The sequence below is a fragment of the Pandoraea horticolens genome, assembly GCF_902459555.1.
Taxonomy (GTDB): domain Bacteria; phylum Pseudomonadota; class Gammaproteobacteria; order Burkholderiales; family Burkholderiaceae; genus Pandoraea; species Pandoraea horticolens.
In genome coordinates this window covers 125849-150277 of sequence record NZ_CABPSM010000003.1, presented here as the reverse complement: position 1 = coordinate 150277, position 24429 = coordinate 125849, and the positions used below count along the sequence as shown (strand labels likewise).

28 protein-coding genes and 1 pseudogene are annotated in these 24429 nt (G+C 61.7%); 18 read left to right on the top strand and 11 right to left on the bottom strand.

All coding sequences use genetic code 11. The annotated features are described in order from the left end of the window. Positions 1 to 4: 4 nt before the first annotated feature. Both PHO31112_RS07375 and PHO31112_RS07370 read right to left on the bottom strand, forming a co-directional pair. On the bottom strand, positions 5 to 1201 hold the full coding sequence (locus PHO31112_RS07375; protein WP_150620102.1) for an aromatic ring-hydroxylating dioxygenase subunit alpha: 1197 nt from the start codon (positions 1199 to 1201) through the stop codon (positions 5 to 7). A 174-nt stretch (positions 1202 to 1375) separates the two neighbouring features. Then, positions 1376 to 2389 (bottom strand): 2Fe-2S iron-sulfur cluster-binding protein, encoded by a 1014-nt coding sequence (locus PHO31112_RS07370; RefSeq protein ID WP_150619906.1) that lies wholly within the window; start codon positions 2387 to 2389, stop codon positions 1376 to 1378. A gap of 162 nt (positions 2390 to 2551) precedes the next feature. Here PHO31112_RS07370 and PHO31112_RS07365 point away from each other — a divergent pair, with 162 nt between their 5' ends. Continuing rightward, on the top strand, positions 2552 to 3463 hold the full coding sequence (locus PHO31112_RS07365) for a LysR family transcriptional regulator (protein ID WP_150619905.1): 912 nt from the start codon (positions 2552 to 2554) through the stop codon (positions 3461 to 3463). A gap of 73 nt (positions 3464 to 3536) precedes the next feature. On the opposite strand, the pseudogene PHO31112_RS07360 reads toward PHO31112_RS07365, so the two are convergent. Beyond that, positions 3537 to 3862 (bottom strand): annotated as a pseudogene (locus PHO31112_RS07360) (SDR family NAD(P)-dependent oxidoreductase); the annotation flags it as partial. 105 nt (positions 3863 to 3967) lie between these two features. Here PHO31112_RS07360 and PHO31112_RS07355 point away from each other — a divergent pair. Beyond that, positions 3968 to 4891 (top strand): LysR family transcriptional regulator, encoded by a 924-nt coding sequence (locus tag PHO31112_RS07355; RefSeq protein WP_150619904.1) that lies wholly within the window; start codon positions 3968 to 3970, stop codon positions 4889 to 4891. A gap of 52 nt (positions 4892 to 4943) precedes the next feature. Here PHO31112_RS07355 and PHO31112_RS07350 read toward each other — a convergent pair whose 3' ends face one another. Continuing rightward, positions 4944 to 5303: a VOC family protein gene (locus tag PHO31112_RS07350; RefSeq protein WP_150619903.1), complete on the bottom strand. Its 360-nt coding sequence runs from the start codon at positions 5301 to 5303 to the stop codon at positions 4944 to 4946. A 179-nt stretch (positions 5304 to 5482) separates the two neighbouring features. Between PHO31112_RS07350 and PHO31112_RS07345 the strand changes: the two genes are divergently transcribed. After that, the gene (locus PHO31112_RS07345) at positions 5483 to 5911 is read left to right on the top strand and encodes a hypothetical protein (protein WP_150619902.1); all 429 of its coding nucleotides are present in this window, start codon (positions 5483 to 5485) and stop codon (positions 5909 to 5911) included. Between the two features lie 140 nt (positions 5912 to 6051). Here the strand turns inward: PHO31112_RS07345 and icd are convergent, their stop codons facing one another. Further along, positions 6052 to 7305: an NADP-dependent isocitrate dehydrogenase gene (icd, locus tag PHO31112_RS07340; RefSeq protein ID WP_150619901.1), complete on the bottom strand. Its 1254-nt coding sequence runs from the start codon at positions 7303 to 7305 to the stop codon at positions 6052 to 6054. Between the two features lie 287 nt (positions 7306 to 7592). Between icd and PHO31112_RS07335 the strand changes: the two genes are divergently transcribed. The 4 genes from PHO31112_RS07335 (at position 7593) to PHO31112_RS07320 (ending at position 9403) form a co-directional block, all read left to right on the top strand. Beyond that, positions 7593 to 8183, top strand: coding sequence for a pseudouridine synthase (locus PHO31112_RS07335; RefSeq protein WP_150619900.1), 591 nt, complete (start codon positions 7593 to 7595; stop codon positions 8181 to 8183). Between the two features lie 52 nt (positions 8184 to 8235). Further along, on the top strand, positions 8236 to 8460 hold the full coding sequence (locus PHO31112_RS07330) for a hypothetical protein (protein WP_150619899.1): 225 nt from the start codon (positions 8236 to 8238) through the stop codon (positions 8458 to 8460). A 127-nt stretch (positions 8461 to 8587) separates the two neighbouring features. After that, entirely contained in the window at positions 8588 to 8788 is a 201-nt protein-coding gene (locus tag PHO31112_RS07325) for a hypothetical protein (protein WP_150619898.1), read from the top strand. 204 nt (positions 8789 to 8992) lie between these two features. Next, positions 8993 to 9403 (top strand): DUF192 domain-containing protein, encoded by a 411-nt coding sequence (locus PHO31112_RS07320; protein ID WP_051126370.1) that lies wholly within the window; start codon positions 8993 to 8995, stop codon positions 9401 to 9403. Between the two features lie 24 nt (positions 9404 to 9427). On the opposite strand, the gene PHO31112_RS07315 is transcribed toward PHO31112_RS07320, so the two are convergent. From PHO31112_RS07315 to xseA, 3 genes are all read right to left on the bottom strand, one after another. After that, positions 9428 to 10159 (bottom strand): HD-GYP domain-containing protein, encoded by a 732-nt coding sequence (locus PHO31112_RS07315; protein WP_150619897.1) that lies wholly within the window; start codon positions 10157 to 10159, stop codon positions 9428 to 9430. Between the two features lie 240 nt (positions 10160 to 10399). Then, positions 10400 to 10978, bottom strand: a complete 579-nt coding sequence (gene sodB, locus PHO31112_RS07310; protein ID WP_150619896.1) for a superoxide dismutase [Fe] — start codon at positions 10976 to 10978, stop codon at positions 10400 to 10402. A gap of 203 nt (positions 10979 to 11181) precedes the next feature. Continuing rightward, positions 11182 to 12555 carry an exodeoxyribonuclease VII large subunit gene (xseA, locus tag PHO31112_RS07305; RefSeq protein WP_150619895.1) on the bottom strand — a complete coding sequence of 458 codons (1374 nt, stop codon included), beginning with the start codon at positions 12553 to 12555 and terminating at the stop codon, positions 11182 to 11184. Between the two features lie 450 nt (positions 12556 to 13005). Here xseA and PHO31112_RS07300 point away from each other — a divergent pair, with 450 nt between their 5' ends. From PHO31112_RS07300 to PHO31112_RS07265, 8 genes are all read left to right on the top strand, one after another. After that, positions 13006 to 13620 (top strand): MotA/TolQ/ExbB proton channel family protein, encoded by a 615-nt coding sequence (locus PHO31112_RS07300; protein WP_010807134.1) that lies wholly within the window; start codon positions 13006 to 13008, stop codon positions 13618 to 13620. Between the two features lie 15 nt (positions 13621 to 13635). Beyond that, complete coding sequence (locus PHO31112_RS07295) at positions 13636 to 14097, top strand: ExbD/TolR family protein (protein ID WP_150619894.1); 462 nt, start codon at positions 13636 to 13638, stop codon at positions 14095 to 14097. 53 nt (positions 14098 to 14150) lie between these two features. Then, positions 14151 to 15167: a tetraacyldisaccharide 4'-kinase gene (gene lpxK / locus PHO31112_RS07290; protein WP_150620101.1), complete on the top strand. Its 1017-nt coding sequence runs from the start codon at positions 14151 to 14153 to the stop codon at positions 15165 to 15167. Continuing rightward, positions 15148 to 15354: a Trm112 family protein gene (locus tag PHO31112_RS07285; RefSeq protein WP_150619893.1), complete on the top strand. Its 207-nt coding sequence runs from the start codon at positions 15148 to 15150 to the stop codon at positions 15352 to 15354. Before lpxK ends, PHO31112_RS07285 begins: the two co-directional genes overlap by 20 nt. After that, positions 15351 to 16142, top strand: a complete 792-nt coding sequence (kdsB, locus tag PHO31112_RS07280; protein WP_150619892.1) for a 3-deoxy-manno-octulosonate cytidylyltransferase — start codon at positions 15351 to 15353, stop codon at positions 16140 to 16142. Before PHO31112_RS07285 ends, kdsB begins: the two co-directional genes overlap by 4 nt. A gap of 305 nt (positions 16143 to 16447) precedes the next feature. Next, positions 16448 to 17113: an adenylate kinase gene (adk, locus tag PHO31112_RS07275; RefSeq protein ID WP_150619891.1), complete on the top strand. Its 666-nt coding sequence runs from the start codon at positions 16448 to 16450 to the stop codon at positions 17111 to 17113. 129 nt (positions 17114 to 17242) lie between these two features. Further along, positions 17243 to 18001, top strand: a complete 759-nt coding sequence (locus PHO31112_RS07270; RefSeq protein WP_150619890.1) for an SDR family NAD(P)-dependent oxidoreductase — start codon at positions 17243 to 17245, stop codon at positions 17999 to 18001. 169 nt (positions 18002 to 18170) lie between these two features. Further along, positions 18171 to 18665 carry an Mpo1 family 2-hydroxy fatty acid dioxygenase gene (locus tag PHO31112_RS07265; RefSeq protein WP_174995597.1) on the top strand — a complete coding sequence of 165 codons (495 nt, stop codon included), beginning with the start codon at positions 18171 to 18173 and terminating at the stop codon, positions 18663 to 18665. Between the two features lie 98 nt (positions 18666 to 18763). Here PHO31112_RS07265 and PHO31112_RS07260 read toward each other — a convergent pair whose 3' ends face one another. Next, on the bottom strand, positions 18764 to 19630 hold the full coding sequence (locus PHO31112_RS07260; RefSeq protein ID WP_150619888.1) for a SirB1 family protein: 867 nt from the start codon (positions 19628 to 19630) through the stop codon (positions 18764 to 18766). A gap of 46 nt (positions 19631 to 19676) precedes the next feature. Further along, positions 19677 to 21227: a murein biosynthesis integral membrane protein MurJ gene (gene murJ, locus PHO31112_RS07255; RefSeq protein WP_150619887.1), complete on the bottom strand. Its 1551-nt coding sequence runs from the start codon at positions 21225 to 21227 to the stop codon at positions 19677 to 19679. Between the two features lie 179 nt (positions 21228 to 21406). Here murJ and rpsT point away from each other — a divergent pair, with 179 nt between their 5' ends. Further along, on the top strand, positions 21407 to 21679 hold the full coding sequence (gene rpsT / locus PHO31112_RS07250) for a 30S ribosomal protein S20 (RefSeq protein ID WP_039367301.1): 273 nt from the start codon (positions 21407 to 21409) through the stop codon (positions 21677 to 21679). 378 nt (positions 21680 to 22057) lie between these two features. Here rpsT and PHO31112_RS07245 read toward each other — a convergent pair whose 3' ends face one another. Next, positions 22058 to 22372, bottom strand: a complete 315-nt coding sequence (locus PHO31112_RS07245; protein ID WP_150559827.1) for a DUF3579 domain-containing protein — start codon at positions 22370 to 22372, stop codon at positions 22058 to 22060. A gap of 352 nt (positions 22373 to 22724) precedes the next feature. Between PHO31112_RS07245 and argF the strand changes: the two genes are divergently transcribed. Both argF and ppnP read left to right on the top strand, forming a co-directional pair. After that, positions 22725 to 23651 carry an ornithine carbamoyltransferase gene (argF, locus tag PHO31112_RS07240; protein WP_150619886.1) on the top strand — a complete coding sequence of 309 codons (927 nt, stop codon included), beginning with the start codon at positions 22725 to 22727 and terminating at the stop codon, positions 23649 to 23651. A gap of 379 nt (positions 23652 to 24030) precedes the next feature. Next, complete coding sequence (gene ppnP / locus PHO31112_RS07235; protein WP_150619885.1) at positions 24031 to 24354, top strand: pyrimidine/purine nucleoside phosphorylase; 324 nt, start codon at positions 24031 to 24033, stop codon at positions 24352 to 24354. Positions 24355 to 24429 lie beyond the last annotated feature (75 nt).

The following is a 24429-nucleotide window of genomic DNA, read 5'->3' as shown; positions in this document are numbered from 1 at the left end:
CTCCTCAAACGCCCATGACGCGGCGCCAATAGGCGTACATGCCGCGAATCAGGGTTTCCGTGACCATGTGCTCGGTGTTCTCCACACCGGTGCCGCCCAATTCGGCGATCGTGCGGTGCCATGGCTTTTGCACGAAGCCCTCCTGCGAGCACTCGATCGCCTCACCGTCGTCGGCCGACACGAAGCCGGCCGGCCCGAACAGATTCGCCTGACGCAAACGGCGCTGCGTCATTTCCCCGGTGTCGTCTTCGAAGCCGAAATGCGTCCAGACGAAATCGAATGCATCGGGTCCGCGCGGCTGGATATGACGCGTCGACACGGAATTGACCTGCTGTTGCAGGATCACGCTGGGAAAGAGTGTCATGAGCACTGCCGTCGGCCCCTTCCACCAGTCTTCCTGCACGATGTCGAGAAAGCGTGTGTCGTTGAGCGACATTGACGCCTTGAAGCTCGACACCCCCGACGTCACCTCGCCGCCACCGCCCTGCCCGCGCGTGGAGATCATTGCGGCGTGCCGTCCGTGTTCGTCCATCACCAGACGCGACTTGTTATCCGCACGCCACAAGCCGAACGTCACGAACCATGTGTGCAGAAGGCCCGGGTGATACGGATCTTTGATGTTCTCCTGCATCAGCTTCCAGTTCCCCGGAATCCGCTGCTTGTTGTAGCCGAGGAGCTTCAGCTTCCGGCCGTCGAACAGCCGGTCGAAGTACGCGCAGATATCCGGCCCGAGAAAATCTTCGAGCGATTCCACGTCGTGATCGAACGACGCAAAAATCACGCCACCACGCGTGGCGACCTTCAGCTTGGTGAGGCCGTGATCTTCCGGCCTGAAGTCCTTCGGCATGCCGCCGTTGACCTTGCCGTCCTGCTTCACGCCGCGCCGGAACGGCACACCTTGCAGATTGCCCTTGAGGTCGTAGTTCCACTGGTGATACGGACAATGAAAGTCCGTGCGGTTACCGCGTTTTTCGCGGCAGAATTTCATGCCGCGGTGCGCGCAGACGTTTTCCACGACGTTGACCTCACCCGACGCATCGCGCGTCACGATGACGGAGCGCTCGCCAATCACCGTGCGTTTGAAATCGCCCGGATTCGGCACTTCGGCTTCCAGGCCGACGTAGTTCCAATGATTGCGATAGAAGCACTCGTCCAGCTCGCGCCGATAGAGTTGCGCGTCGGTATAGACGCGAAAGGGAATGCGGCTCGAGCCCTCGGCAGGCCAGAGATCCGAAGGCTCAGCGCCGGCGGACTGCGCCGGGTCAAACCCGGTCTGCGGTGTTGTACTCACGATCGTCTCCTGAGGGGGATGCGGGGAATGCAGGCAATACAAGGGAACGGGAGGCACATGAACCTGCGGGGAATGCCCGTTCCGTCATGCCGCCTTTGCGTAGAACGCGTCGGCGTAGATACGCGCGCCATCGATGCCGCGCTCACGCAGAAGCCGCGTCGCGGCGTCAACCATCGGTGGTGCACCGCAGAGGTATGCACGCCAGCCGGCAAGCGCATCGGGTGCTGCGTAGTCAGCGGCGAGCGCGTCGGTGACATGCCCCAGACGGAACGCATGATCCGCTTGCCCCGGCGTACTGGTGGTCGTCACGACATGCAGACGAATGCCGTCGTGTTGCGACGCGAGTTCGTGCAACCATGCGAGGCCATACACGTCCGCCGGTGAGCGCGCACCGACATAGATTTCCATGGGGTTGGTCATACCACGCGCGAGTGCGCCGCGCACGATCGACAGCACCGGCGCAAGCCCGGTGCCCCCTGCAATGCAGAGCATCGGGCCGTCGTGACGCGTGCGCAGATACGACGTCCCGAGCGGCCCCGACACCCGCACGGCATCGCCCACCTTGAGTTGCTCGTCGACATAGCCGGTCACCGCGCCGCCAGGCACCCGCCGGATGTGGAATTCGAGTGTGTCGTCGGCGTCGAGTCCGGCCATCGAGTAAGGACGGATGTGCGCGGGCGTGAATTGCAGCGTGGCGTACTGGCCGGGCGAGAAGCTGAGCGGCTTCGCGGGCTTGAGCACCAGACGCCTGATGTCGTGCGTCAGCGGTTCGATGGCGAGCACCGTCGCCTTGAGGATCTTGGCGGGATGCACGACGACTTCGTCCATCTCCGGCAATTCAATCTCGCAATCGCCATGCAAGGTGGACTGACAAGCCAGCACATACCGTGCCGGGTCCGCATTGTCGTCGTGGTGACGGTATTCGACGCCTTTGGCTTCCTGCACGTCCCCCGAGATCACCCGGCAGCGGCAAGCGCCGCAGCGCCCGGACAGGCAACTGTACGAAATCGGAATCTGACGATCGGTAAGCGCTTTCAGCAGGTTGTCGCCGGGCGCGACATCAAGGCGCTCGCCAAGCGGCTGCACGTGAACTTGCATGGGGATTGTCTCCGTTATGACAGCGCTCGCCGGGCGCTGCATCTGGCATTCGAACGCCGTTTTCAGGAAGCATCGCGCAACCCGCGATATAAACCAATAGAATCTCGCTTATATCGCCCATAGATTTCAGTGATTTCCCTGCTCGCCGAGACATGTCGCCCCATGGACCTGCATTCCGTCGACCTGAACCTGCTGGTGGTCTTCCAGCATCTGTACAACGCAAGACGCGTTTCTCGCGTCGCCGAAGCCCTTGGCGTTACGCAACCTGCGGTTAGCAATTCGCTCGCGCGACTACGCAAGTTATTCAACGACGAGCTATTCATCCGCACTTCGCGGGGCATGCTGCCAACGCCGATGGCGATCGAACTGGCCGCCCCGGTGGCAACCGCGCTGGACGCGTTGCATGGTGTCTTCAACTGCCAGCTAGCCTTCGATCCGGCAACGAGTCAACGCGCATTTCAGATCGCCATGACGGACATCGGCGAAGTGCACTTTCTGCCGAAGCTCATGCATGCGCTCGGCGAGCAGGCGCCGGGCATCACGGTCAGCACGGTGCGCAACACGGCCGTCAATTTGCGCGAAGAAATGGCGGCAGGTCAGGTGGATCTCGCCGTGGGGCATCTGCCCGATCTCACGGCCGAGTTCTTCCAGCGGCGCCTGTTCCGGCAGAAGTATGTGTGTATGTTTCGTCCGGGGCATCCGCTCGATAGGCCGAAGAGGACACGCATGGCGCGGGAGGATTTCGAGCGGGCGGAACAGGTCATGGTGATCGCCGCAGGCACGGGGCACGGGCAGGTCGACGACCTCATGGCGCGCGCCCACGTGCAACGCAACATCCGGCTGCGAGTGCCGCATTTCGTCGCGCTCGCCGACATCCTGCATGCCACGGATCTCATCGCGACCGTCACAGAGAAGTTCGCGCAGCGCAGCGCACGGCACTTCGGCTTGCGTTACGTCGACCATCCGCTGGATTTGCCGGACGTGCAGATCAATCTGTTCTGGCATGCACGCTATCACCAGGAACCGGCGAGTCAGTGGATGCGTAGACTGCTATTCGATCTGTTTTCGGAGTGACGCTCGGCGTCCGCGTCGGGTTGCCCGAATTCCCGCAGCCCGCGCCGGCATGCCCTGGCATTGAGACGCTTACGAAGTCCTCCAGCGCGAGATCGGCGACCAAGCCCTGCGTGAACACGCCGGCGTTGTTCACGAGAATGTCGATCTTGCCGAATTGTTGCGCAGCGCGGTCACCGCCTGGGTCAGCGCGACGGCATCGCTCGCGTCGGCGCGCAGGGCCATCGCACGACCGCCCGACGCCTGAATGCGGGCGACGAGATCCTCTGCCGCCGCCTTCGATCCCTTGTAAGTCAAGGCCACGGTTGCCCCATCGTCGGCCAACCGTTGCACGATGGCGGCGCCGATGCCACGCGAGCCGCCCGTCACGAATGCCACTTTGCCTTGAAAATTCGTTGCCATGATCCTGCTCCACTGGTTGAGAAGTGAAGGCAGTATCGGTCGCAAATTACATCGCAACTAGACCATAATATCGATCATTAATTTCAACCATTTGGAACAGATGAAATGGACGCTCTGCATCTGATCGAATCCTTCGTCCTCAGCGCCCGCGCGGGAAGTTTCTCGGCAGCCGCGCGGCGATTGGGGATGACGCCTGCGGCGGTGAGCAAGAATGTGGCGCGTCTGGAAACGCAACTCGGCTTGCGGCTGTTTCACCGGAGTACCCGCAGTCTCACGCTGACGGCAGGCGGGGAGCGTTTCCTGATCGACGTCGACGGACCGTTCGCCGCGCTGACCGACGCCTTCTCGCGCGCCGCGGAGGGCGAGGGAAAACCGTCCGGTGTGCTCAAGGTGAGCGTGGCGCATGCCTTCGGCCGTCACTATCTCGTGCCGCTGCTCGGAGACTTCCTTGCGCAGTACCCTGACATCGTGCCGGACTGGCGGTTCGATAACCGAAGCGTAGACGTCGTGGCCGAAGGCTTCGACGCTGCGATCGGCGGCGGCATCGAACTTACGCCTGGCGTCATCTCTCGCCGGCTATCGCCGACATATGCCGTGATTTGCGCGTCGCCCGAGTACATGGCAGGGCGCAAGGCGCCGAAGCATCCGTCTGAGTTGGCCGCCTACGACGCGGTCATTCGGCGCTCCGGCATGTCGGGGCGGCTGCGCGCATGGGACCTGCGCAACTCGGTGGGCGATCGGGTGAACATCGAAGCGAGAACTCGTATGATCTTCGACGATCCGGAGGCCATGGCGCACGCCGTGGCACTGGGCTACGGCGTGGCGCTGCTACCGATGCCGCATGCAGCGCCATTGCTGGCGTCGGGCCGCATTCAACGGCTGCTGCCCGGTTGGTTCGAAGAGTACGGTGGGGTGTCCATCTACTACTCGAACAAAAAGCTGCTGCCGCTGCGAACGCGCGTGTTCGTGGATCACGTGGTCCAGGCGTTCGAACACCAACGCCTCGCGGCCTGCTTCGACGGACGGTGACGTTGCGCCGCGGCGGCGAGACTCGGCGTCGCTGGCGATTGACGATTGGCGCTTACCGATGCGAAAGGATATTGAGCAAGCGGCCTAGCGGGTCGCGCACGTAGAAACGTCGCACGCCCCAGGGTTCGTCTGCGGGTCCGTACTCGATGGCAACGCCAGCGGCACGCATGCGTGCGAGCGCACTGTCGGCGTCGTCCACTTCAATCGAAAGATCCGGTACGGGCGTGCCGCTGCCACCTTGCGTGGCAATACTGACTTGCACGCTCATCTTCGACGCATTGCCATAGGTGGCAATCCAGCCGTGATCCATCAACAGATCCAGCCCCAGCAACTCGCCGTAAAAGCGTTGCGCCGACTGTAACGCCTGTGCCGACGGTGCAGCGATATTGGCAACGATGCGATTGACCTTCATCCTTATACTCCCGCAAATGACGTATGAAAAGCACGCGTGAAGCCTAGCACGCTGACCTAGCGCGTCCGTTCCTTGCGTTGTTTGCACGCATGCACTGTAATGAAAGCGTCGTGCCGAGGGTTGGTAGGGACCAAGAGAAGGTCTACGTGTCGGCCGCCGAAGGGGGTGGGAGGTCCGCCATGGACACCACAGGAATGACATTGCGCACGATGGCGTTCATCGCGTGTGCGCTGAGCGCAAGCGCAGTGCAGGCGCAAGCGGCATACCCTCCGACAACCATCGAGGTCAGCGTTGCCGTTGGCCAGAAGATCGCGATCTGGGTACAGCCCAACTACAGCGTGCTGTGCCGCTCTCTAGGCCAGCCGACCTTCCAACTCGATTCGACACCAACGCTCGGTGAAGTCTTGCCGGAATGGGTCGACTACACGGTGCCCGACGGGCGGCGTTGCGAGACCATGCGTTTTCCCGGCCTGATCGTCTGGTATCAGGCCGGGCAGGCGCCAGGCACGGACGTCGTTGTCTGGACCGTCGGATTCCCGCGTGAACTTACCAGTCGTGTACCCAGCTCCGGCGAGCATCGCGTAACTACCACCATCGTCGTGCGATAGCGGGGCAGACCCTCTCAGAATTCGCCGGATTTGCCGTGCGATCACCGAGCGCGCCCCGCGATAATGAAAAAACCCCGGCAAGCATCGCTACACCGGGGTTTTCCGAGGGCTAACGCGTTCGGCGCGAGGGCCGCAACGCGTCACATATTCTCAATCATCACGCTGCCGAAACCCGAGCACGACACTTGCGTCGCGCCTTCCATCAGGCGAGCAAAGTCGTAGGTCACCTTCTTCGACAGGATCGACCTCTCCATGGACGCGATGATCAGATCCGCCGCTTCCGTCCAGCCCATATGCCGGAGCATCATCTCTGCCGAGAGGATCTCCGACCCCGGATTCACGTAGTCCTTGCCCGCATACTTCGGCGCCGTGCCGTGCGTCGCTTCGAACATCGCGACCGAATCGGACAGATTCGCCCCCGGAGCGATGCCGATGCCGCCCACCTGCGCCGCAAGCGCGTCGGAGATGTAGTCACCGTTCAGGTTGAGCGTGGCGATCACGTCGTACTCGGCCGGGCGCAACAGAATCTGTTGCAAGAAGGCGTCGGCAATCGAGTCCTTGATGATGATGTCTTTGCCCGTCTTGGTGTTTTTCACTTTGCACCACGGGCCACCGTCGATCTCCGTTGCGCCGAATTCCTTTTTGGCGAGTGCGTAGCCCCAATCGCGGAACGCCCCTTCCGTGAACTTCATGATGTTGCCCTTGTGCACGAGCGTGACCGTGTCGCGATTGTTGTCGATCGCATACTGAATAGCCTTGCGCACCAATCGTTCAGTGCCTTCGCGCGACACCGGCTTGATACCGATGCCCGAGGTCTGCGGAAAGCGGATCTTGTTCACCCCCATTTCGCTTTGCAGGAACGCGATCAACTTCTTCGCCTCGGCCGACTCCGCTTCCCATTCGATTCCCGCATAGATATCTTCGGAGTTCTCACGGAAGATCACCATGTTGATTTTTTCGGGGTGACGCACCGGCGACGGCACCCCTTTGAAGTACTGCACAGGACGCAGACACACGTACAGGTCGAGTTGCTGACGCATCGCCACGTTGAGCGAACGGATACCGCCCCCCACCGGGGTCGTCAGCGGCCCCTTGATCGACACGACATAGTCCTTCACGGCCTGAAGCGTCTCGTCGGGCAACCACACGTCCGGGCCATAGATACGCGTCGATTTTTCGCCCGCATAGATTTCCATCCAACTGATCTTGCGCTTGCCGCCGTATGCCTTCTCCACGGCGGCATCGACAACCTTGAGCATTACCGGCGTAATATCCACGCCCGTGCCGTCGCCTTCGATGTACGGAATGATCGGATTGTCCGGCACGTTCAGTGAGAAATCCTTGTTGACGGTAATCTTCTCGCCTGCCGGGACCTTGATGTGCTGATACGACATGGTGGGGCTCCAATTGATGGATCGGACTGCGCGCATCGAACCGGATGAGGAGTTGACCGCTCGACGCATCTCCGCCCTATTGTAGTCATAGCGCCAGTGATTGCATGTGACGCAAACCAAGTCTTATATAAGACATAAGACTAATGTTTTCGATTATGCATTAACATGACGGGGCTGACCAGAGGAGCGAGTCATCGCGTCATGCGTTCGGGCCGTTCGGGCATTCGGAGACGCCATGCAATATCGCACACCGCTGCCTCGGCAATTTCCGATTTTCTTCCCCCGGTATGACACTTCTCGCGCTCAACAAACCCTTCGGTACGATTTGCCAGTTTTCGCCGCACCCGACACGTCCCACGCTCGCCGAATGCGTGACACGTCCGGGGGTCTATCCGGCAGGACGCCTGGACGCCGATAGCGAAGGACTCCTGCTGCTCACCGACGACGGCCGCCTGCAAGCGCGCATCGCCGAGCCGGAACGCAAGCTCCCAAAGACCTATTGGGCGCAGGTGGAAGGTGCGTACGACGAAGCGGCCGTCGCGCGGCTGCGTGGCGGCCTCGATCTGGGTGACTTCGTCACACTGCCGTGCCAGGCGCGGGAAATCCCTGAGCCGGCCAGTCTATGGCCACGTCATCCGCCGATCCGCTATCGGGCAAACATCCCGACGCATTGGCTGGAGATCACGCTCGTGGAAGGCAAGAACCGTCAGGTCAGACGCATGACCGCCGCTGTCGGCAAACCGACTCTGCGGCTGGTCCGCGTCGCCATCGGTCCGGTCGACGTCTTTTCATTGAACCTCGCGCCGGGCCAATGGTGCGAACTACCGCAACAAATACTTACACTTTCCGGTCAACCTCGCAGTCGTCCATCTCGTTGAGGGAACAGGTGCGCAACATACGCACCACTAACTGAAACGAGGAAACCAAGTCATGAACAAACTGCTGCTCGCACTGACCGCCGGCCTGATTGTGTCCGGCGCCGCGATGGCCCAACAATCGGCACCGGCTACGGCGCCTGTCGCCCCGGCGGCGCCTGCAGCAGCAGCGCCTGCTGATCATGCTGCCCCGGCGAAGAAGGCCCCCCACAAGAAGCATCATCACAAGAAGTCGGGCAAGAAGGCGATGAGCCAGCCGCCTGCCGGTAACAAGCCGTAATACTCGCTTTTGAAAAAATCCGCAGGTGAGTTGTCAACCGATGTCCTGAACGGACGTTAAAGGAAATGACTCACTTCGCGGGTCAACGAGTACACCACCCCAACATCGAGCTTCAACGAGGAATGTCATGAAAAAACTGATCGCTGCCCTGGTCGCTGGCCTTTTCGCAACTGGCGTTTTCGCCCAAGCTTCGGCTCCGGCCGCTGACGCTGCTGCTCCGGCCGCCGCTAGCAAGCCGGCTGCCAAGAAGTCGCACAAGAAGTCGTCGCATAAGAAGTCGGCTAAGAAGGCTGCTGCTGCTGAAGCTCCGGCTGCTGCCAGCAAGTAAGTACCGCGCTGCGCGGCTCGCCGCGCAACGTACGGTAATAAGCAGGTTGCTTACGCAACCTGCTTTTTTTTCGTCCGGCGGCTACAATAACCCGCCACGTATCTGACGTTCCCCCGATCGTCCCAGGAGCCGTTTGTGATCCGGATTTCGCGTCAACTGGCCGCGCTCGCCGCCAGCGCCACGTTTGCCACCACCGCTGCCGTCATGGCACTCGCGCCAGTGAGCGCCGCTGCACAAATCAAACAGCCCGGACAGTTCCCGACCGTTCAGCTCTCTGCCGGCATGTACCTCATCAAAGCCGAAGTCGCCGCCAATGAGGCAGACCGAGAACAGGGCCTGATGTATCGCACGACAATGCCCGCCAACGCCGGCATGCTCTTCGTGTTCGAACAACGCGCCGGTCACTGCTTCTGGATGAAAAACACCAATCTGCCGTTGTCCATCGCATTTCTTGCCGACGACGGCACGATCGTGAACATCGAAGACATGGCGCCGCAGACCGAAGACAATCACTGCCCGCGTGCCGCGGTGCGTTATGCGCTGGAAATGAATCTAGGCTGGTTCAAGAGCAAGAATCTCGGCCCGGGCGCGAAGATTTCGGGCTTGCCGCGCTGACCCTGCGCATTCGACGGCGCGCGCTCAACGGGCGCCGCTCGATATCTCCAACGCGGGCCCCAGCGAGCGTTCGAGAAATCGATCCAACAGCCACGGATCGAAGTGACGCCCCCGCTCGGCGAGCATCGCCGCGACAATCTGGGCCGGACGCAGTGCCGATCGATACGGCCGGTGACTCGCCAGCGCGTCGAATACGTCGACCAACGCGACGATCCGTCCTGCCAACGGAATACGATTCCCCGATAGACCGTACGGATAGCCGCCGCCGTCATAGCGTTCATGATGCGTGCGAGCAACGGTTGCCGCCAACGCACATGCTGCACCGCCGATAGCGTCCAACATATCGGCCCCCAATTGCGGATGCATACGCATCACCTGCATCTCATCGGGCGTCAGCCTGCCCGGCTTTTCCAGTATCGCGTTCGAAATGCAGAGCTTGCCGGTGTCGTGCAGCGCCGCCGCCAAACCGAGGGCCTGCGCTTTGACGGCCGGCATGCCGAGCGCTTGCGCGAAACGCCAGGCAAGCGAACCGACGCGCCACATATGCGTGGCAGTGCCACCTCGCTTGTGTTCGGCCAGACGGAAGAGTGTCCACGCGGCTGACGGCAGGCTGCGCATGAGTCGGGCGTCGGCGAGCCAGTAGCGATGGTGGGGATCGTTGTTACGGGATTCGGGGCGACAGGCGTCGCGCGAGGCGTCAGGGGCGAATGAAAGAGTCGTGGCGCAAGTGTCGCGCGCTGGCGCAGGGTCAGGCATACGTTGTCCGTTCCGTTTGAAGTCTTCACTCTAACGACGGCGACGTACGCAAATCTTGATGGCGGTCAAGCAAGATGCATGAGACGGTAATCCTGCGACCGCTGAAGACAAAAAACCCACCGCAAGCGGTGGGTTTTCGTTTCGCCGCCGACGTCAGACGCTCGGGTTGGGCGCCTGACGTTCGCTTCAGTGAGTTTCACCGAAGCGGATTTTTCGGCCGGCAAAGTCCGGGAGGCTCGATTACGCGAAGTTCTTCGCGGCGAATTCCCAGTTGACCAGATTCCAGAAGGCCTCGACAAACTTCGGACGGGCGTTGCGGTAGTCGATGTAGTAGGCGTGTTCCCACACGTCGATGGTGATCAGCGGCTTGTCGGCGCCGGTCAGCGGCGTGGCAGCGTTGCTCGTGTTCACGATGTCGACCGAACCGTCGGCCTTCTTCACGAGCCACGTCCAGCCCGAACCGAAGTTGCCCACGGCCGACTTCGAGAAGGCTTCCTTGAAGGCGTCGTACGAACCGAACTTGGCGTCAATGGCCTTGGCCAGATCGCCCGACGGCGCACCGCCGCCCTTGGGCGACAGGGTGTTCCAGAAGAAGGTGTGGTTCCACACTTGTGCCGCGTTGTTGAACACGCCGCCCGACGACTTCTTGATGATGTCTTCGAGGCTGGCGTTTTCGAACTCGGTGCCCTTGATCAGGTTGTTCAAGTTGGTCACATAGGCTTGGTGATGCTTGCCGTAGTGATACTCCATCGTTTCCTTGGAGATGGTCGGCGCCAGTGCATCGATGGCGTACGGCAGTTCAGGGAGCTTGTGTTCCATGGCAATTGTCCTTTGTGCTCTGAGGGGAACCCGATTTTGCATTATCCGGAGCCATCGATTCTAGGGCAGATGCGAAAACCCCGCAAACCGCACGGTTACTTGATTTACCGCACGATGCGATATCTCTGTGACGATTGTTTGCCAATCCCGGCTAATCGACGCACGATGGTTGCGATTTGTCAGTATTGTCGAACCGGGTCGCGCTAAAAAGTATCGTCTAGCCTGACCTGAACATCACCAATGCCGATGTCAGCGGCGCCGTCGGCCAAGTGCATTGTCACTTGCTGGCCCCGATGCAATTTTCTCGGATCGCGAACCGGCTGGCCTTTCCCATCGAGCACGGCGGCATAGCCGCGCTGTAGCGTGCGGCGCGGATTGAGCAACTCGAGCTGCGCTGTGGCGTCGGCGAGTCGTTGGGCAGCGCGCTCTTCCCGGCGCGACATTGTGTTTTGCAGGCGCTGCAAGAGTAGCGAGACACGCTCGTGTTGGGGCGCGACATCGGGTACCGCACGCGCCAGGCGAAGGCGCAACATCTCGAAACGGCCACGGCGCTGGGCCAGCGGACGTTCCAACGCGTGTCGCATCCGGTCGCTCAAGTGCGCCAGCTCGCCGCGCTGACGCGCCAGACGCTCACGAGGCGAAACCAGCCCGCGAGACAGACTGTCGAGCTGCTGGCCACGCTGTTCCAGCATGCGCCACATCGCCCGGGTCAGCCGCTGGCGCTCACGGTCGACCTCGCGCAGGCACTCGTCACGGGCCGCACTGATCAGTTCGGCAGCCGCCGTCGGGGTTGGCGCACGCACGTCGGCCACGAAATCCGCGATCGTGAAATCGGTCTCATGCCCCACACCGGAGACAATGGGTAGCTCGCTGCGCGCAATGGCGTGGGCGAGCACTTCCTCGTTGAACGCCCACAGGTCTTCGATGGAACCGCCGCCACGACACAGCAACAGGGTGTCGACCTCGCGGCGGGCGTTGGCCGTATCGAGCGCCGCCGCCAGCCGTGTCGCCGCATCCGCCCCTTGCACGGGCGCCGGATAGACCACCACCGCGACGTGGGGTGCACGCCGGGCGAGCGTCGTCAGCACATCGCGCAGCGCGGCTGCCTGCAACGACGTGACAACGCCTACCCGGCGGGCGTACCTCGGCAAAGCACGCTTGCGCTGGGCGTCGAACAACCCTGCGGCGGCGAGCTTCTCCTTGAGTTTCAGGAACGCCTCATACAGATTGCCCTGCCCTGCGCGGCGAATCGCCTCGACATTGAGCTGGACCTCCCCGCGAGGCACGTACATGGAGAGCAGCGCGCGAACCTCGACGCGATCGCCCTCTTTCGGCGAAAAGTCGGCGTGCTGCGCGCGGCCACGGAACATCACACAGCGCATTTGCGCTTGCGCGTCCTTGATCGAGAAATACCAATGGCCGCTCGCCGCGCGCGTGAAGTTCGAAATTTCGCCGCTGACCCACGCCAGCGGAAAGCTCCGCTCCAGCACGCCGGCCACGGCCTTGTTCAAATCTGAAACACTTAGCACGCGATCCGCACCACCATTGGGCCGGGCGTCGTCGAAAGATAGGTTCATGCGTGTTCGCTGACGAAAAAGCTGTCCACAGGCCCGCTAATTTAAGGGTTTTCGCGCCCACGCGCCCGATATTTCCTGCATCGCGACGCCAAACCCTTGATTTATTGGGCTGTGCGGCCGCCTTTACAGTGATGCCGTGAGGTCATTTCGGGAGGATCACCAAGATATATGCTGATGAGGCGACATGTACACATAGTTATCCACAGGTCGCGCACGATTTCTTGGGAATCGCGAGCTTGCGGTAGTGTTCATTTCTGAAACAAATAACTGCCCATTTTTTAATCGCGAACTAAAAAGTGCAGTCGGGTCAAAGAGTTGCCGAACGTATCCCAAGGTTGTCCACATCCTTGTGCTCGGATGATGTGGAAAACGGTGCTTGCCCATCCCCACCCTGCACGCTACAGTTCGGACTCGTTTGCCCCATCCCCCGCACCAAGCAAGAGGTCGTCTTTGTTCGCCGTTATCCAGGCCGCCGGCTGGCCCATCTGGCCACTTCTCATCGCTTCCGTTATCGCCCTTGCCCTGATCGTCGAGCGCGCCCTGTCCTTGCGTCGCGCGCGCGTGCTGCCAAGCGGAGTGCTCGAAAACGCGATCACGCTTGCCCGCCGCGGTTCGGCCAAACAGGACGCCACCGAAGCGTTGGCACGCGGCTCGATGCTCGGGCGCGTATTGGCCACCGGCGTTCGTTTCGTCGCACACAACCCGCAAGGGCCGCGCGAAAGCGCCAAGGAAGCACTGGAGGAGACCGGGCGTGCGGTCGCGCATGAACTCGAACGCTTCCTGCCCGCGCTGGGCACCATTGCCTCGGTCGCACCGTTGATGGGGCTGTTCGGCACGGTCATCGGCATGATCGAGATTTTCGGCGCGCAAGACGCCACGGGCACCGACCCGGCGCAACTGGCACACGGCATTTCGGTGGCCCTTTACAACACCGGCTTCGGTCTGATGATCGCGATTCCGGCGATGATCTTCTATCGCTACTATCGCACTCGCGTCGATGCGTTTCTGGTCGAACTCGAGACGCAAGCCGTCCATTTTCTCGATGCCACGCTGCCGCGGCACTGATCCGAGAGACACGCGATGAATTTCCGTCGAGGTCTCTCCACGCGCGACGAGCCGGAGATCAATCTGATCCCGCTCATCGATGTGCTGCTCGTCATTCTGATCTTCCTGATGGTCACCACGACCTATACGCGATACACCGCGCTCAAGGTCAATCTGCCGACTGCCGATGCAGAAAAGGCTGTCGTGCCGCCGCGTCAGATCGTGATATCGGTCGGTGCTGACGGTAGTTACGCCATCGACCGGCACCCGCTCGGGCAACGCGATGTGGCCAGTCTCACGGCAGCGCTGCGTCAGGCGGCAGGCCCCGCGAATGACAGCGTCGAATCACCGGTCATCATCGTTAACGCCGACGCCAAGAGCCCCCATCAGTCAGTCATCAACGTGATGGAAGCCGCCCGCGAGGCCGGCCTGTCGCGACTGACCTTCGCCGCGCGCTCGACTGCCGCCCACGGCGAGGCACCCTCCCGCTCCCGATGACCACGCCGCTATCCCCCTCAGGCCAGACCAACGGCACGCGTTCGCGCGCATTGGTGCCGCGCCTGTCGGGCTCGCTTGTGCATTGGGTGAGTGCGCAATGGCAACGGCGGGGACTCGTCGCCTGGCTGTTGTGGCCCGTATCGTGGGTTTTCGGCGCCATTGCCGCATGGCGGCGCCTGAGCTTTCGCCAGGGCTGGAGGAGGTCGACGCGGCTGCCCGTGCCTGTCGTCGTGGTCGGTAATCTGACAGTCGGCGGAACAGGCAAAACCCCAACCGTCATCGCGCTCGTCGGCGCACTGCGTGCGCACGGTTATGCGCCGGGGGTACTCTCGCGCGGATACGGGGCAACGCTGCCTCGTCCGACCGAAGTCGGCGTGGCGGCACGGCCCGAAGACGTCGGTGACGAACCGCTGCTGATTGCCAAGCGCACCGGTGCCCCGGTGTGGGTGTGGCCGTCGCGGGTCGAAGGTGGCCATGCATTGCTCGCCGCGCATCCGGCATGCGACGTCATCGTCTGCGACGATGGCCTCCAGCATTACGCACTGGCACGCGACGTCGAGATCGCCGTCTTCGACCATCGCCTGGGCGGCAACGGTTTCCTGCTGCCCGCCGGGCCGCTGCGCGAACCGCTGTCGCGTCAGCGCGACGCCAATCTCATCAACGATCCATACGGTCGAACGCTGCCCGAATGGCCGCACACGTGGCGGCTCACGCTCACGCTGGGCGATGCGTGGTGTGTGAGCCAGCCTGGGCTCACCCGGGCGCTTTCGCACTTCGCTGGCAAACGCGTGCTGGCGGCGGCCGGCATCGGCGCGCCTGAGCGCTTCTTCGCCGCGCTGCGGGCCGCAGGTCTGCAAATCGAGACGCTCGCGTTGCCCGATCATTACGATTTTGCATCGAATCCGTTCGACGGCGTGGCCGCCGACGCCATCCTTATCACCGAAAAGGATGCAGTAAAATGCGTCACCTGGTCCGACCCGCGAGTGTGGGCCGTACCTGCCGAGGCCGCGCTCGATGCACGCCTCGTATCACTGGTAGTGGAGAAATTGCGTGGACAACCGACTGTTTGAGATTCTCGTCTGCCCGTTGTGCAAGGGCCCCCTGGAGTACGACAAGAAAGCCCAGGAGCTGATTTGCCACGCAGACAAACTCGCCTATCCGATTCGCGATGGCATTCCCGTCATGCTGGCAGACGAAGCGCGCCAGTCTGTCGAGGGGACTCCGGTCGCCCTGAACGACGACAAGTCCGCATCGTGAGCGATTCGATCAACACTGTCGACTTCGTCGCTGTGGTGCCGGCACGCCTCGCGTCGACACGTCTGCCCAACAAACCGCTCGCGGATATTGGCGGCAAGCCGATGGTCGTGCGTGTGGCGGAGCGCGCGCGTGAGTCGGGAGCGTGCCAGGTCGTCGTCGCCACCGACGCTCAGCGCGTGGTCGATGCCGTCTCTGCGCATGGCTTCGACGCGGTGCTGACGCGCGCCGATCACCCTACGGGTACCGATCGTCTTGCCGAGGTGGCCGTCCAGCAGGGGTGGTCCGACGACACCATCGTCGTCAACGTGCAGGGCGACGAGCCGCTCATCGATCCGCGGCTGATCCATGCGGTGGCCGCACATCTGGCGGAGCATCCGGAATGTGCGCTTTCGACCGCCGCGCACCCGATTACCGACAACGCGGAGATTTTCTCCCCGAACGTCGTCAAGGTCGTGCTCGACGTGCATGGCCGGGCACTCTACTTTTCTCGCGCGCCCATTCCCTGGTCGCGCGACGCATGGTCCGCCGGGCTTACCCATACGGCGAGCCTGCCTGCGGCGACCACGCCGATCTTCCGTCACATCGGGCTTTACGCCTATCGCGCCAAGTTTCTGCGCAGCTATCCGAGCCTGCCGCAAGCGCCGATCGAGACCGCCGAGTCGCTCGAACAACTTCGGGCACTCTGGCATGGCGAACGCATTGCGGTGCTAGTGACCGGCGATGCGCCGCTACCGGGTGTCGACACCACCGAAGATCTCGAACGCGTTCGCGCAATGCTGCAAAACTAAAGTCCGATCTCGTTCGAATTTCAGGGCTGTCGCACCGGCGCGAAACGCGCGCAGGTGTCCCGGAAATCGCACCGGCGGGACTTTCACGACGCGGCAAAACGCCGCCGGGCGGGCGCGTCGTGGCATAATCCCTCTGATTCTCGCGAGCAGACCCCCGGTCGCGCGCGCCGCGCCCTGCCGAGCGCGGCGTCTGCGCGCAGCGCGGTTGGCCGGTCACAGGACCCGCAACCGCCGCAGATTGCCGGAGACGCACCGGCCTGCCGCACGCACTGCATTCACAAATCACAAACTTTCAGGAGTCATCAATGCGTCTGATTTTGTTGGGGGCACCCGGGGCCGGCAAGGGCACCCAAGCAACATTCATCAAAGAAAAATTCGGCATTCCGCAAATCTCGACCGGCGACATGCTGCGCGCCGCGATCAAGGAAGGCACCCAACTTGGCCTCGAAGCCAAGCGCTTCATGGACGCAGGCGACCTCGTGCCGGACGGCGTCATCATCGGCATGGTGCGTGAACGCCTGACCGCCGACGATTGCAAGAACGGCTATCTGTTCGACGGTTTCCCGCGCACGATCGCGCAGGCGGAAGCCATGAAGGAAGCCGGCGTCGCTATCGACTTCGTGCTCGAAATCGACGTGCCGTTCGACGAGATCATTACCCGCATGAGCGGCCGTCGTACGCACCCGGCGTCGGGCCGCACGTATCACGTCACTTTCAACCCGCCCAAAGTGGAAGGCAAGGACGACGTGACCGGCGAACCGCTCGTGCAGCGCGAAGACGACAAGGAAGAAACCGTCAAGAAGCGCCTCGCCGTCTACGAATCGCAAACCAAGCCGCTCGTCGCCTACTATTCGGATTGGGCGAAGCATGGCAGCCCGGGCTCGATTGTCGAGGCACCGCAGTATCGCAAGATCTCGGGCCAGGGCAGCGTGGACGACATCCGCGCGCGCGTGTTCGATGCACTGAAGTAAGCACATCGGCGCCGCCCGCATAACCCGGTGCGACACTTGGTGCGCCCGGTCGGGTAAGCCTCAATGACGCTTTAGAAAAAGGCGGCCAGTTCACACTGCGCCGCCTTTTTTGCCAAAGGAGGATGACGCATGGAAATTCAGGGCAATGTGTTTCTGATCACCGGTGGCGCCTCGGGCCTGGGTGCAGCTGCCGCGCGCTGGCTTGCCGGACTCGGCGCAAAGGTCGTGCTCGCCGACGTGAACGTCGATGAGGGTGAAGCGCTCGCTGAGAAGCTCGGCGGCAAGTTCGTCAAATGCGACGTCACGCGCGAAGACGATGGCAAGGCGGCGGTGGCGGCAGCTAGCGCACTTGGCACACTGCGCGGTCTCGTCAATTGCGCGGGCATCGCGATTGGCGGCAAGACCGTGGGCCGCGACGGCCCCCACCCCCTCGACACCTTCTCCCGCGTCATCCAGATCAACCTGATCGGCACATTCAACATGATTCGGCTCGCCGCCGCTGCGATGAGTCAGTGCGAACCGAACGGCGAAGGCGAACGCGGCGTGATCGTCAATACCGCCTCGGTCGCCGCCTTCGACGGTCAGATGGGGCAGGCAGCGTATGCGGCCTCCAAAGGTGGCGTGGTAAGCCTGACGTTACCGGTGGCACGCGATCTGTCGCGTAGCGGAATCCGCGTGATGACTATCGCGCCGGGCATTTTCGAGACCCCCATGATGCTCGCCATGCCGGCCGAAGTGCAGGCGTCGCTCGGGCAAATGGTGCCGTTCCCGCCCCGGCTGGGCAAACCGGCGGAATACGCCATGCTCGTGGAGCAGATCGTGCGCAATCCGATGCTCAATGGCGAAGTCATTCGGCTTGACGGCGCGATCCGCATGCAACCGAAATAGGATCGGAAATGCCTGCACGCGGCATTCGAGTCACTTTGTCGCGGCGCAGCAAAATATCGTTTCGACTGTGACTACAATGAAATCCCGACCGCATCTTGCGGTCGGCTCAGACGCCGGTTCCATCACCGGCGCCCTTGCAGTGTCCCCGTCCCCGAGGCAGGAGGCTGGCATGAAATCACTGGCGCAACAGATGTCGTTTTATCAGCGCTATCACCGCAGTCCCAAGAATCGTCTCACCCATTTCTTCGGCGTTCCCATGATTATTCTTGCTGTAATGCAGGCGTTCTCGTGGGTGCCGCTCGGGCCGAGCGGCCTGAACGCCACGCATGTCATCGTGCTGGTGCTGCTGATGTATTACTTCCTGCTCGATGTCCCGCTGGCACTGGCCATGACCGCCTTTTTCGCCGCGCTGCTGGCGCTCACGCAACATCTGGCCCGACTGCCGTGGCCTTGGGCGCTGACCGTCTTTGGCGTGCTGTTCGTCGGCGGCTGGGTCATTCAACTGATCGGGCACCATTTCGAGGGCCGTAAGCCCGCCCTGCTCGACAACCTCTTTCAGATATTTATCGCACCGATGTTCCTGATGGCTGAAGTGTTCTTCCATTTCGGTTACAAACTGGGATTGCAGCGGCGAGTTCAGGAACTCGCGGCGCAATCGGCGTGAAAAGCCAAACACCTCGACCATCGAGGTGAAAAAGCAAAACGCCAGCCGGTAAGGCTGGCGTTCTTCGTACAACGCAACGAAAAGGGAGCGGTCGAGCGCTAGCCGTGGCTTCCCGGACGACGACTCAGATCGTCGAGTACCTGACGGATGGCTTCGGCGTCGTCTGCGTCGGGACGCTTGCCCAGATAGTGTTCGAGATCGTCCTGCGCCGGACGTACCAGTCCGAGACGCGCATAGGCCAACCCGCGATCCCGTTTCTCGGCAGGCTGGTCGGGCAAGACCAGCACCATGCGCTCCTGAACGGCGAGCAAACGCTCCCAGCGTTCGCTCTGCGTGTAGATCGCTCGCAGATTGCGCAGCATCCGGGCGAGGATTTCGCGCGGGGTCGCAGGCTCCAGGAACGGGTGCAGCAGCGCCCACAACGCCAGTTCCTGAATCGGCTCGGCGCTTTCGTCGCGATAGTGTTTCAGATACGGCTCGACCATCTCGAGCAGCCGTTGCGGCGAAAGCGAATTGCCCGAGAGCGGGTCGATGACCACGTCGCCAGCCGGCACGGCAAGCCGCAGCAGGAAATGTCCCGGGAACGACAATCCGCGCAAAGGCAAGCCGATCTGGTGACCGATCTCCATGCAAAGCACGGCCAACGAGATGGGAATGCCGCGACGACGATCCAGCACAACATGCAAGTGGCTGTTGTCCGGGTCGTAATAGTCGTTCTGGTTGGCGGCGAATCCAAGTTCGCGGAAGAAATAATGGTCAAGCAGTTGGAGCTTTTGCAGCGGCCCGGCATCCGGCGGCAGACGCTTGGCCAGACGCGCGGCAAGCGCATCGATCTGGGTCAGCGTGTCCTGCACGTCGAGATCCGGATAAACGTCTTGCGCGATTGCGATGGCCGCTTCGGTAAGCGGCAGACCGTCGTCGGACGCAACCAGCGCAGCAAAATACTCGAGAATTCGATTTGCCATGCGGTATCCGTGGATTCTGCCGTGTCAGCGGCCCGCTAGTGGGGCACTAGCGAGTGCGTCGGCGGAAGAACGAGAAATTGAAACCCATGAGGAATAATGCCCCGAAATACACCACGGCGCATAGAATCAGACTGGCGCCAAGCAGGGCAATACGCGAGAGTGGCCGAGCCCCGAGCGCGACCCAGTCGAAACTCTGGGTGAACCACAACAGCACGCCGGCCAGAATCAGGCAGGCGGCGAGCAATTGCACGAAGAACAGCCGCCAACCCGGCGCCGGCCGGTAGATGCCGCGTTTGTAGAGTCCAGCGAACAGCAGCGCGGCATTCATGCATGCGCCGACACCAATCGACAGCGACAATCCGGCATGCGCGAACCAGCGCACGAAAAGCAGGTTCGAGAGCTGCGTGGCGATGAGCACGACAACGGCGATCTTCACCGGCGTCTTGATGTCCTGCTTGGCGTAGAACCCCGGCGCCAGAATCTTGATGAGAATCAGGCCGACCAGTCCCACGCCATAGGCCGTGAGCGCATGCGCCGTCATCGCGACGTCGGTCGCGTCGAAACGGCCATATTGATAAAGCGTTGCGGTCAGCGGCTCGGCGTAGACGAAGAGTCCCACGGCGCTCGGCATCGCGAGCAGGAACGTCAGGCGCAGCCCCCAGTCCAGCAGCGCAGAATACTCCACGGCGTCGCCGTCTGCATTGGCGCGCGACAGACTCGGCAGCAGGATCGTGCCCAGCGCCACGCCCAGCAGCGCCGTCGGGAATTCCATCAACCGGTCGGCGTACGCCAGCCACGACACGCTGCCCTGCGCGAGACGCGACGCGATGTTCGTATTGATGATCAGGCTGATCTGGGCCACCGATACCGCGAGCGTTGCCGGCACCATCTTCGCCAGCACCCGCTTCACCCCGGCGTTGCGCAGGGCCGCAGCCACGTTGATGGTGATTCGCGGCACCATGCCGATGCGCGCGAGCGCCGGGAGTTGGATCACCAGTTGCAGCACACCCCCGACGATCACGGCGTAGGCCAGTGCGTAGACCGGTGTCTCCAAATGCGGGGCAACCCACAGCGATGCGACGATCGAACTGACGTTGAGCAGTACCGGCGCAAACGCGGGCATCGAGAACTGACGCCAGGTATTGAGCACCCCGGCGGCAAGTGTCGTGATCGAAATGAGGGTGATGTACGGGAACATCACGCGGGTCATGAAGACAGCGGCGTCGAACGTACCGTTCTCGTGCGCGAGACCCGTGGCTACTGCGTAGACAACGCCCGACGCGCCAAGCACCCCGGCAATCGTGATCGACAACAGTACCCAAAACAGCACCGTCGTGACCGAATCGACGAGGGTTTTCGTCTCCTCTTCACTACGCTGCGATTTGAATTCGGCCAGAATCGGCACGAATGCCTGCGAAAACGCCCCTTCAGCGGACAAGCGGCGCAGCAGGTTGGGAATGCGGAACGCGACGTTGTAGGCATCGGTCATGGGACCGGCACCAAACATGCGCGCGATAAGAATTTCACGGATCAGACCGGTGATGCGCGAAAGCATCGTAAAACCGCTGACCGTAGCGAGAGCTTTGAGCAAATTCATGTTGCGCGTATTATACGCACAGCATTGCAGCAAAGAAGTTGCAATTTCCGTTGGCCTTCGGCTATAATCGACGGTTTCGAAGTCAATGGATTGCTTCCTGGCCACCGTGTCTCCCAGGGAGCCGAGCCAAACTGCATAGAAGCCGCATCAGGCGGAGCAATTCAAGGAATTCACCGAACATGGCAAATACCGCACAAGCACGCAAGCGCGCGCGTCAAACCGTTAAGATCAACGCCCACAACTCGGCACTGCGCTCGCGCCTGCGCACGGCTGTGAAGGCTGTCCGCAAGGCTATCGCCGCCGGCGACCAAGCTGCTGCGAAGGAAGTCCTGCGCACGTCGGCCAAGACGATCGACATCATCGCCGACAAGAAGATCGTTCACAAGAACACCGCTGCTCGTCAAAAGAGCCGTCTGTCGGCCGCCATCAAGGCGATGTCGGCTGCTGCCTAAGACAGCGTAAGCTGCAAAGCAGAATAAGTTGCTTGCCGGTTCCGACTACGGTCGGGACACTAAAAAGCCCGCTTGATGCGGGCTTTTTTCTTTGGTGTGCTCGCTGAGCCCCCACCTCCCCACCTCTCCCTCAGCCCAACCCAACCATCGTTTCAGCCTGCGAGATCGGCCATCCCCCTCTACGCGGGCGAAGCTGTGCGCGGTCCCGGCCCATGCGCAAGCGAACGGACTCAAGCCACGAGCATCGTGGAAAAATCAAACCGTCGAGGGAAGTCTTACGGGAACAGAAGTGCCGACCGGCCGGGGACGTTCGGATCGACGGTGAGTCAGGGCCAAAGGCCCGGCACTCACGTCTGGCCGAAAAACGGCCGAGGGGAATTACTTGACGTCGGGGACGAAGCAGGCTTCGGTCAGTTGCAAATCGTTGTCACGCGCGAAGTTCATCACGAAATCGAAAGCCATCGGCTCGATGTCGCGCAACCGCTCGTCAACGACGACGCATTTGACGTCACCCACCATAATCGGACGCACATAGGGGGAGTACTGCATGTATGCGTTCGGGCCGGTATCACTTCGGCCGCAGAACGACACGGCGCCGCACAGACGCTCCGCCCAGTCACTCGGCCGGAACTTCTTGCCACCCCGGGTGAGCCCCTGGATGAAATACTCGCGCGCGGAAACCTGGTCGGTCATATCGCTCAATCACCTCAAAAAACACCTGGACGGCCATACCGCGGGTAGCGCAGCCGACAGAGACAGTATTATATCTTATATAAGACTCAAACCCGTCCCCCTCCATTACTGCAGATGTTTTTTTCGGTCTTGCCAGCCGTTTTCGGCTGTGCAGCAGCGGGCTCGATCATACGCTTTTCGTGTGACGGCAAAACGATTTGGTAGACTAGGGGTTGTTCCCCTGAAGCCAGCAACCGGTAGAACACCTTCACGAGCCTGCCCGGGGGACAGGCCTCAAGGCTTGTTCGTCGTGCCGTAAGCGAGCGAGTTCCCTTCGAATTCCCGCAATATCGGCCTCCAGCAGAACATCCAAATGACCACCGCCAAACCCATCAAGCATTACCTTCAATTCTCGGATCTGACGCTCGACGAGTACGACTACGTGCTCGAGCGCACTCGCATCCTCAAGAAGAAATTCAAGAACTACGAGACCTACCACCCGCTGCACGACCGCACGCTGGCGATGATTTTCGAGAAAAGCTCGACGCGCACGCGCCTGTCGTTCGAAGCCGGGATTCACCAGCTGGGCGGCCACGCCGTGTTCCTGAACACGCGCGACACGCAGCTCGGCCGCGGCGAGCCGATCGAAGATGCCGCTCAGGTGATCTCGCGCATGACCGACATCATCATGATCCGTACCTTCGGTCAGGAGATCATCGAGCGCTTCGCGCAGCACTCGCGCGTGCCCGTGATCAACGGTTTGACCAACGAGTACCACCCGTGTCAGGTACTGGCCGACATCTTCACGTACTACGAGCATCGCGGCCCGATCAAGGGCAAGACCGTGACCTGGATCGGCGACGCGAACAACATGTCGTACACGTGGATTCAGGCCGCCAAGATCTTCGGCTTCCAGTTCAACATCTCGACGCCGCCGGGCTATCGCCTCGATCAGGCGATGGTGGCTGAATCGAGCCGTCCGTTCGTACGTGAGTTCGACGACCCGCGCCAAGCCTGCGAAGGCGCCGACCTCGTGTCGACCGACGTGTGGACGAGCATGGGTTACGAAGCCGAAAACGAAGCGCGGAAGGCGGCTTTCGCTCAATGGTGCGTGAATGCCGACCTCATGCAACAAGCGAAGGCCGACGCCCTGTTCATGCACTGCCTGCCCGCTCACCGGGGCGAAGAAGTCTCGGCCGACGTCATCGACGGTGCGCAAAGCGTCGTCTGGGACGAAGCCGAGAACCGTCTACACGTGCAGAAGGCGCTCATGGAGTACCTGATGCTGGGTCGCGTGTAATACAAGGGCCGCCGCGCCCGGGCGACGCAATGTCGTCCGGGCGGCCTCAGACATCCAACCTTCCTCGCCCGCCACCGCCATCCTGCTTTCCCCTGCCCGCAACGCCGCCGTCCCCCATCGCGATTGACGTTCCGCTATCATCGCTGACGCGCCAGCGTCCCTTATGGACGTGCGTTTCATGCAGCGCGACGCAGTTCGGGCCGTCCGTCAGAACATTTCTCAATTTGCACCATAATGGGGCAGATTCGTTGTGCAATGCACAAAAGTGCGACGAGTGGACGTTCGAAACGTGCTAGCATGAATTCACGCTTGCCTCAGCAGGGCAAGCATATCGACCTTCCATCGCGACTTTCCATCGCATTCGACACCGCATTCGGTCATGACGCAAAACGCAACGCAGTTTGACAACGTTTCCGTAATCAAGCGCGCCAACACTTATTTCGACGGCAAGTGTGTTTCCCACACCGTGCTGTTCCCGGACGGTACGCGCAAGACGCTGGGTGTGATCTTCCCGGCCACGCTCCAGTTCGGTACCGATGCACCGGAAATCATGGAAGTCACAGGCGGTCGTTGTCACATCCGTCTGGCCGGTCAAACCGAGTGGCAGGAATATGCCGCCGGTCAGCAGTTCTCCGTGCCGGGCAATAGCAAGTTCGATATCGAGGTCGTCGAGACGCTCGATTACGTCTGCCACTACGGCTAACCGACTGGCCAGCATCGCGATGGCGCGTAACTTCTCGCGCCGTTGCCCTCTCGGCCGGTTCAGCGCGGCCCGGCG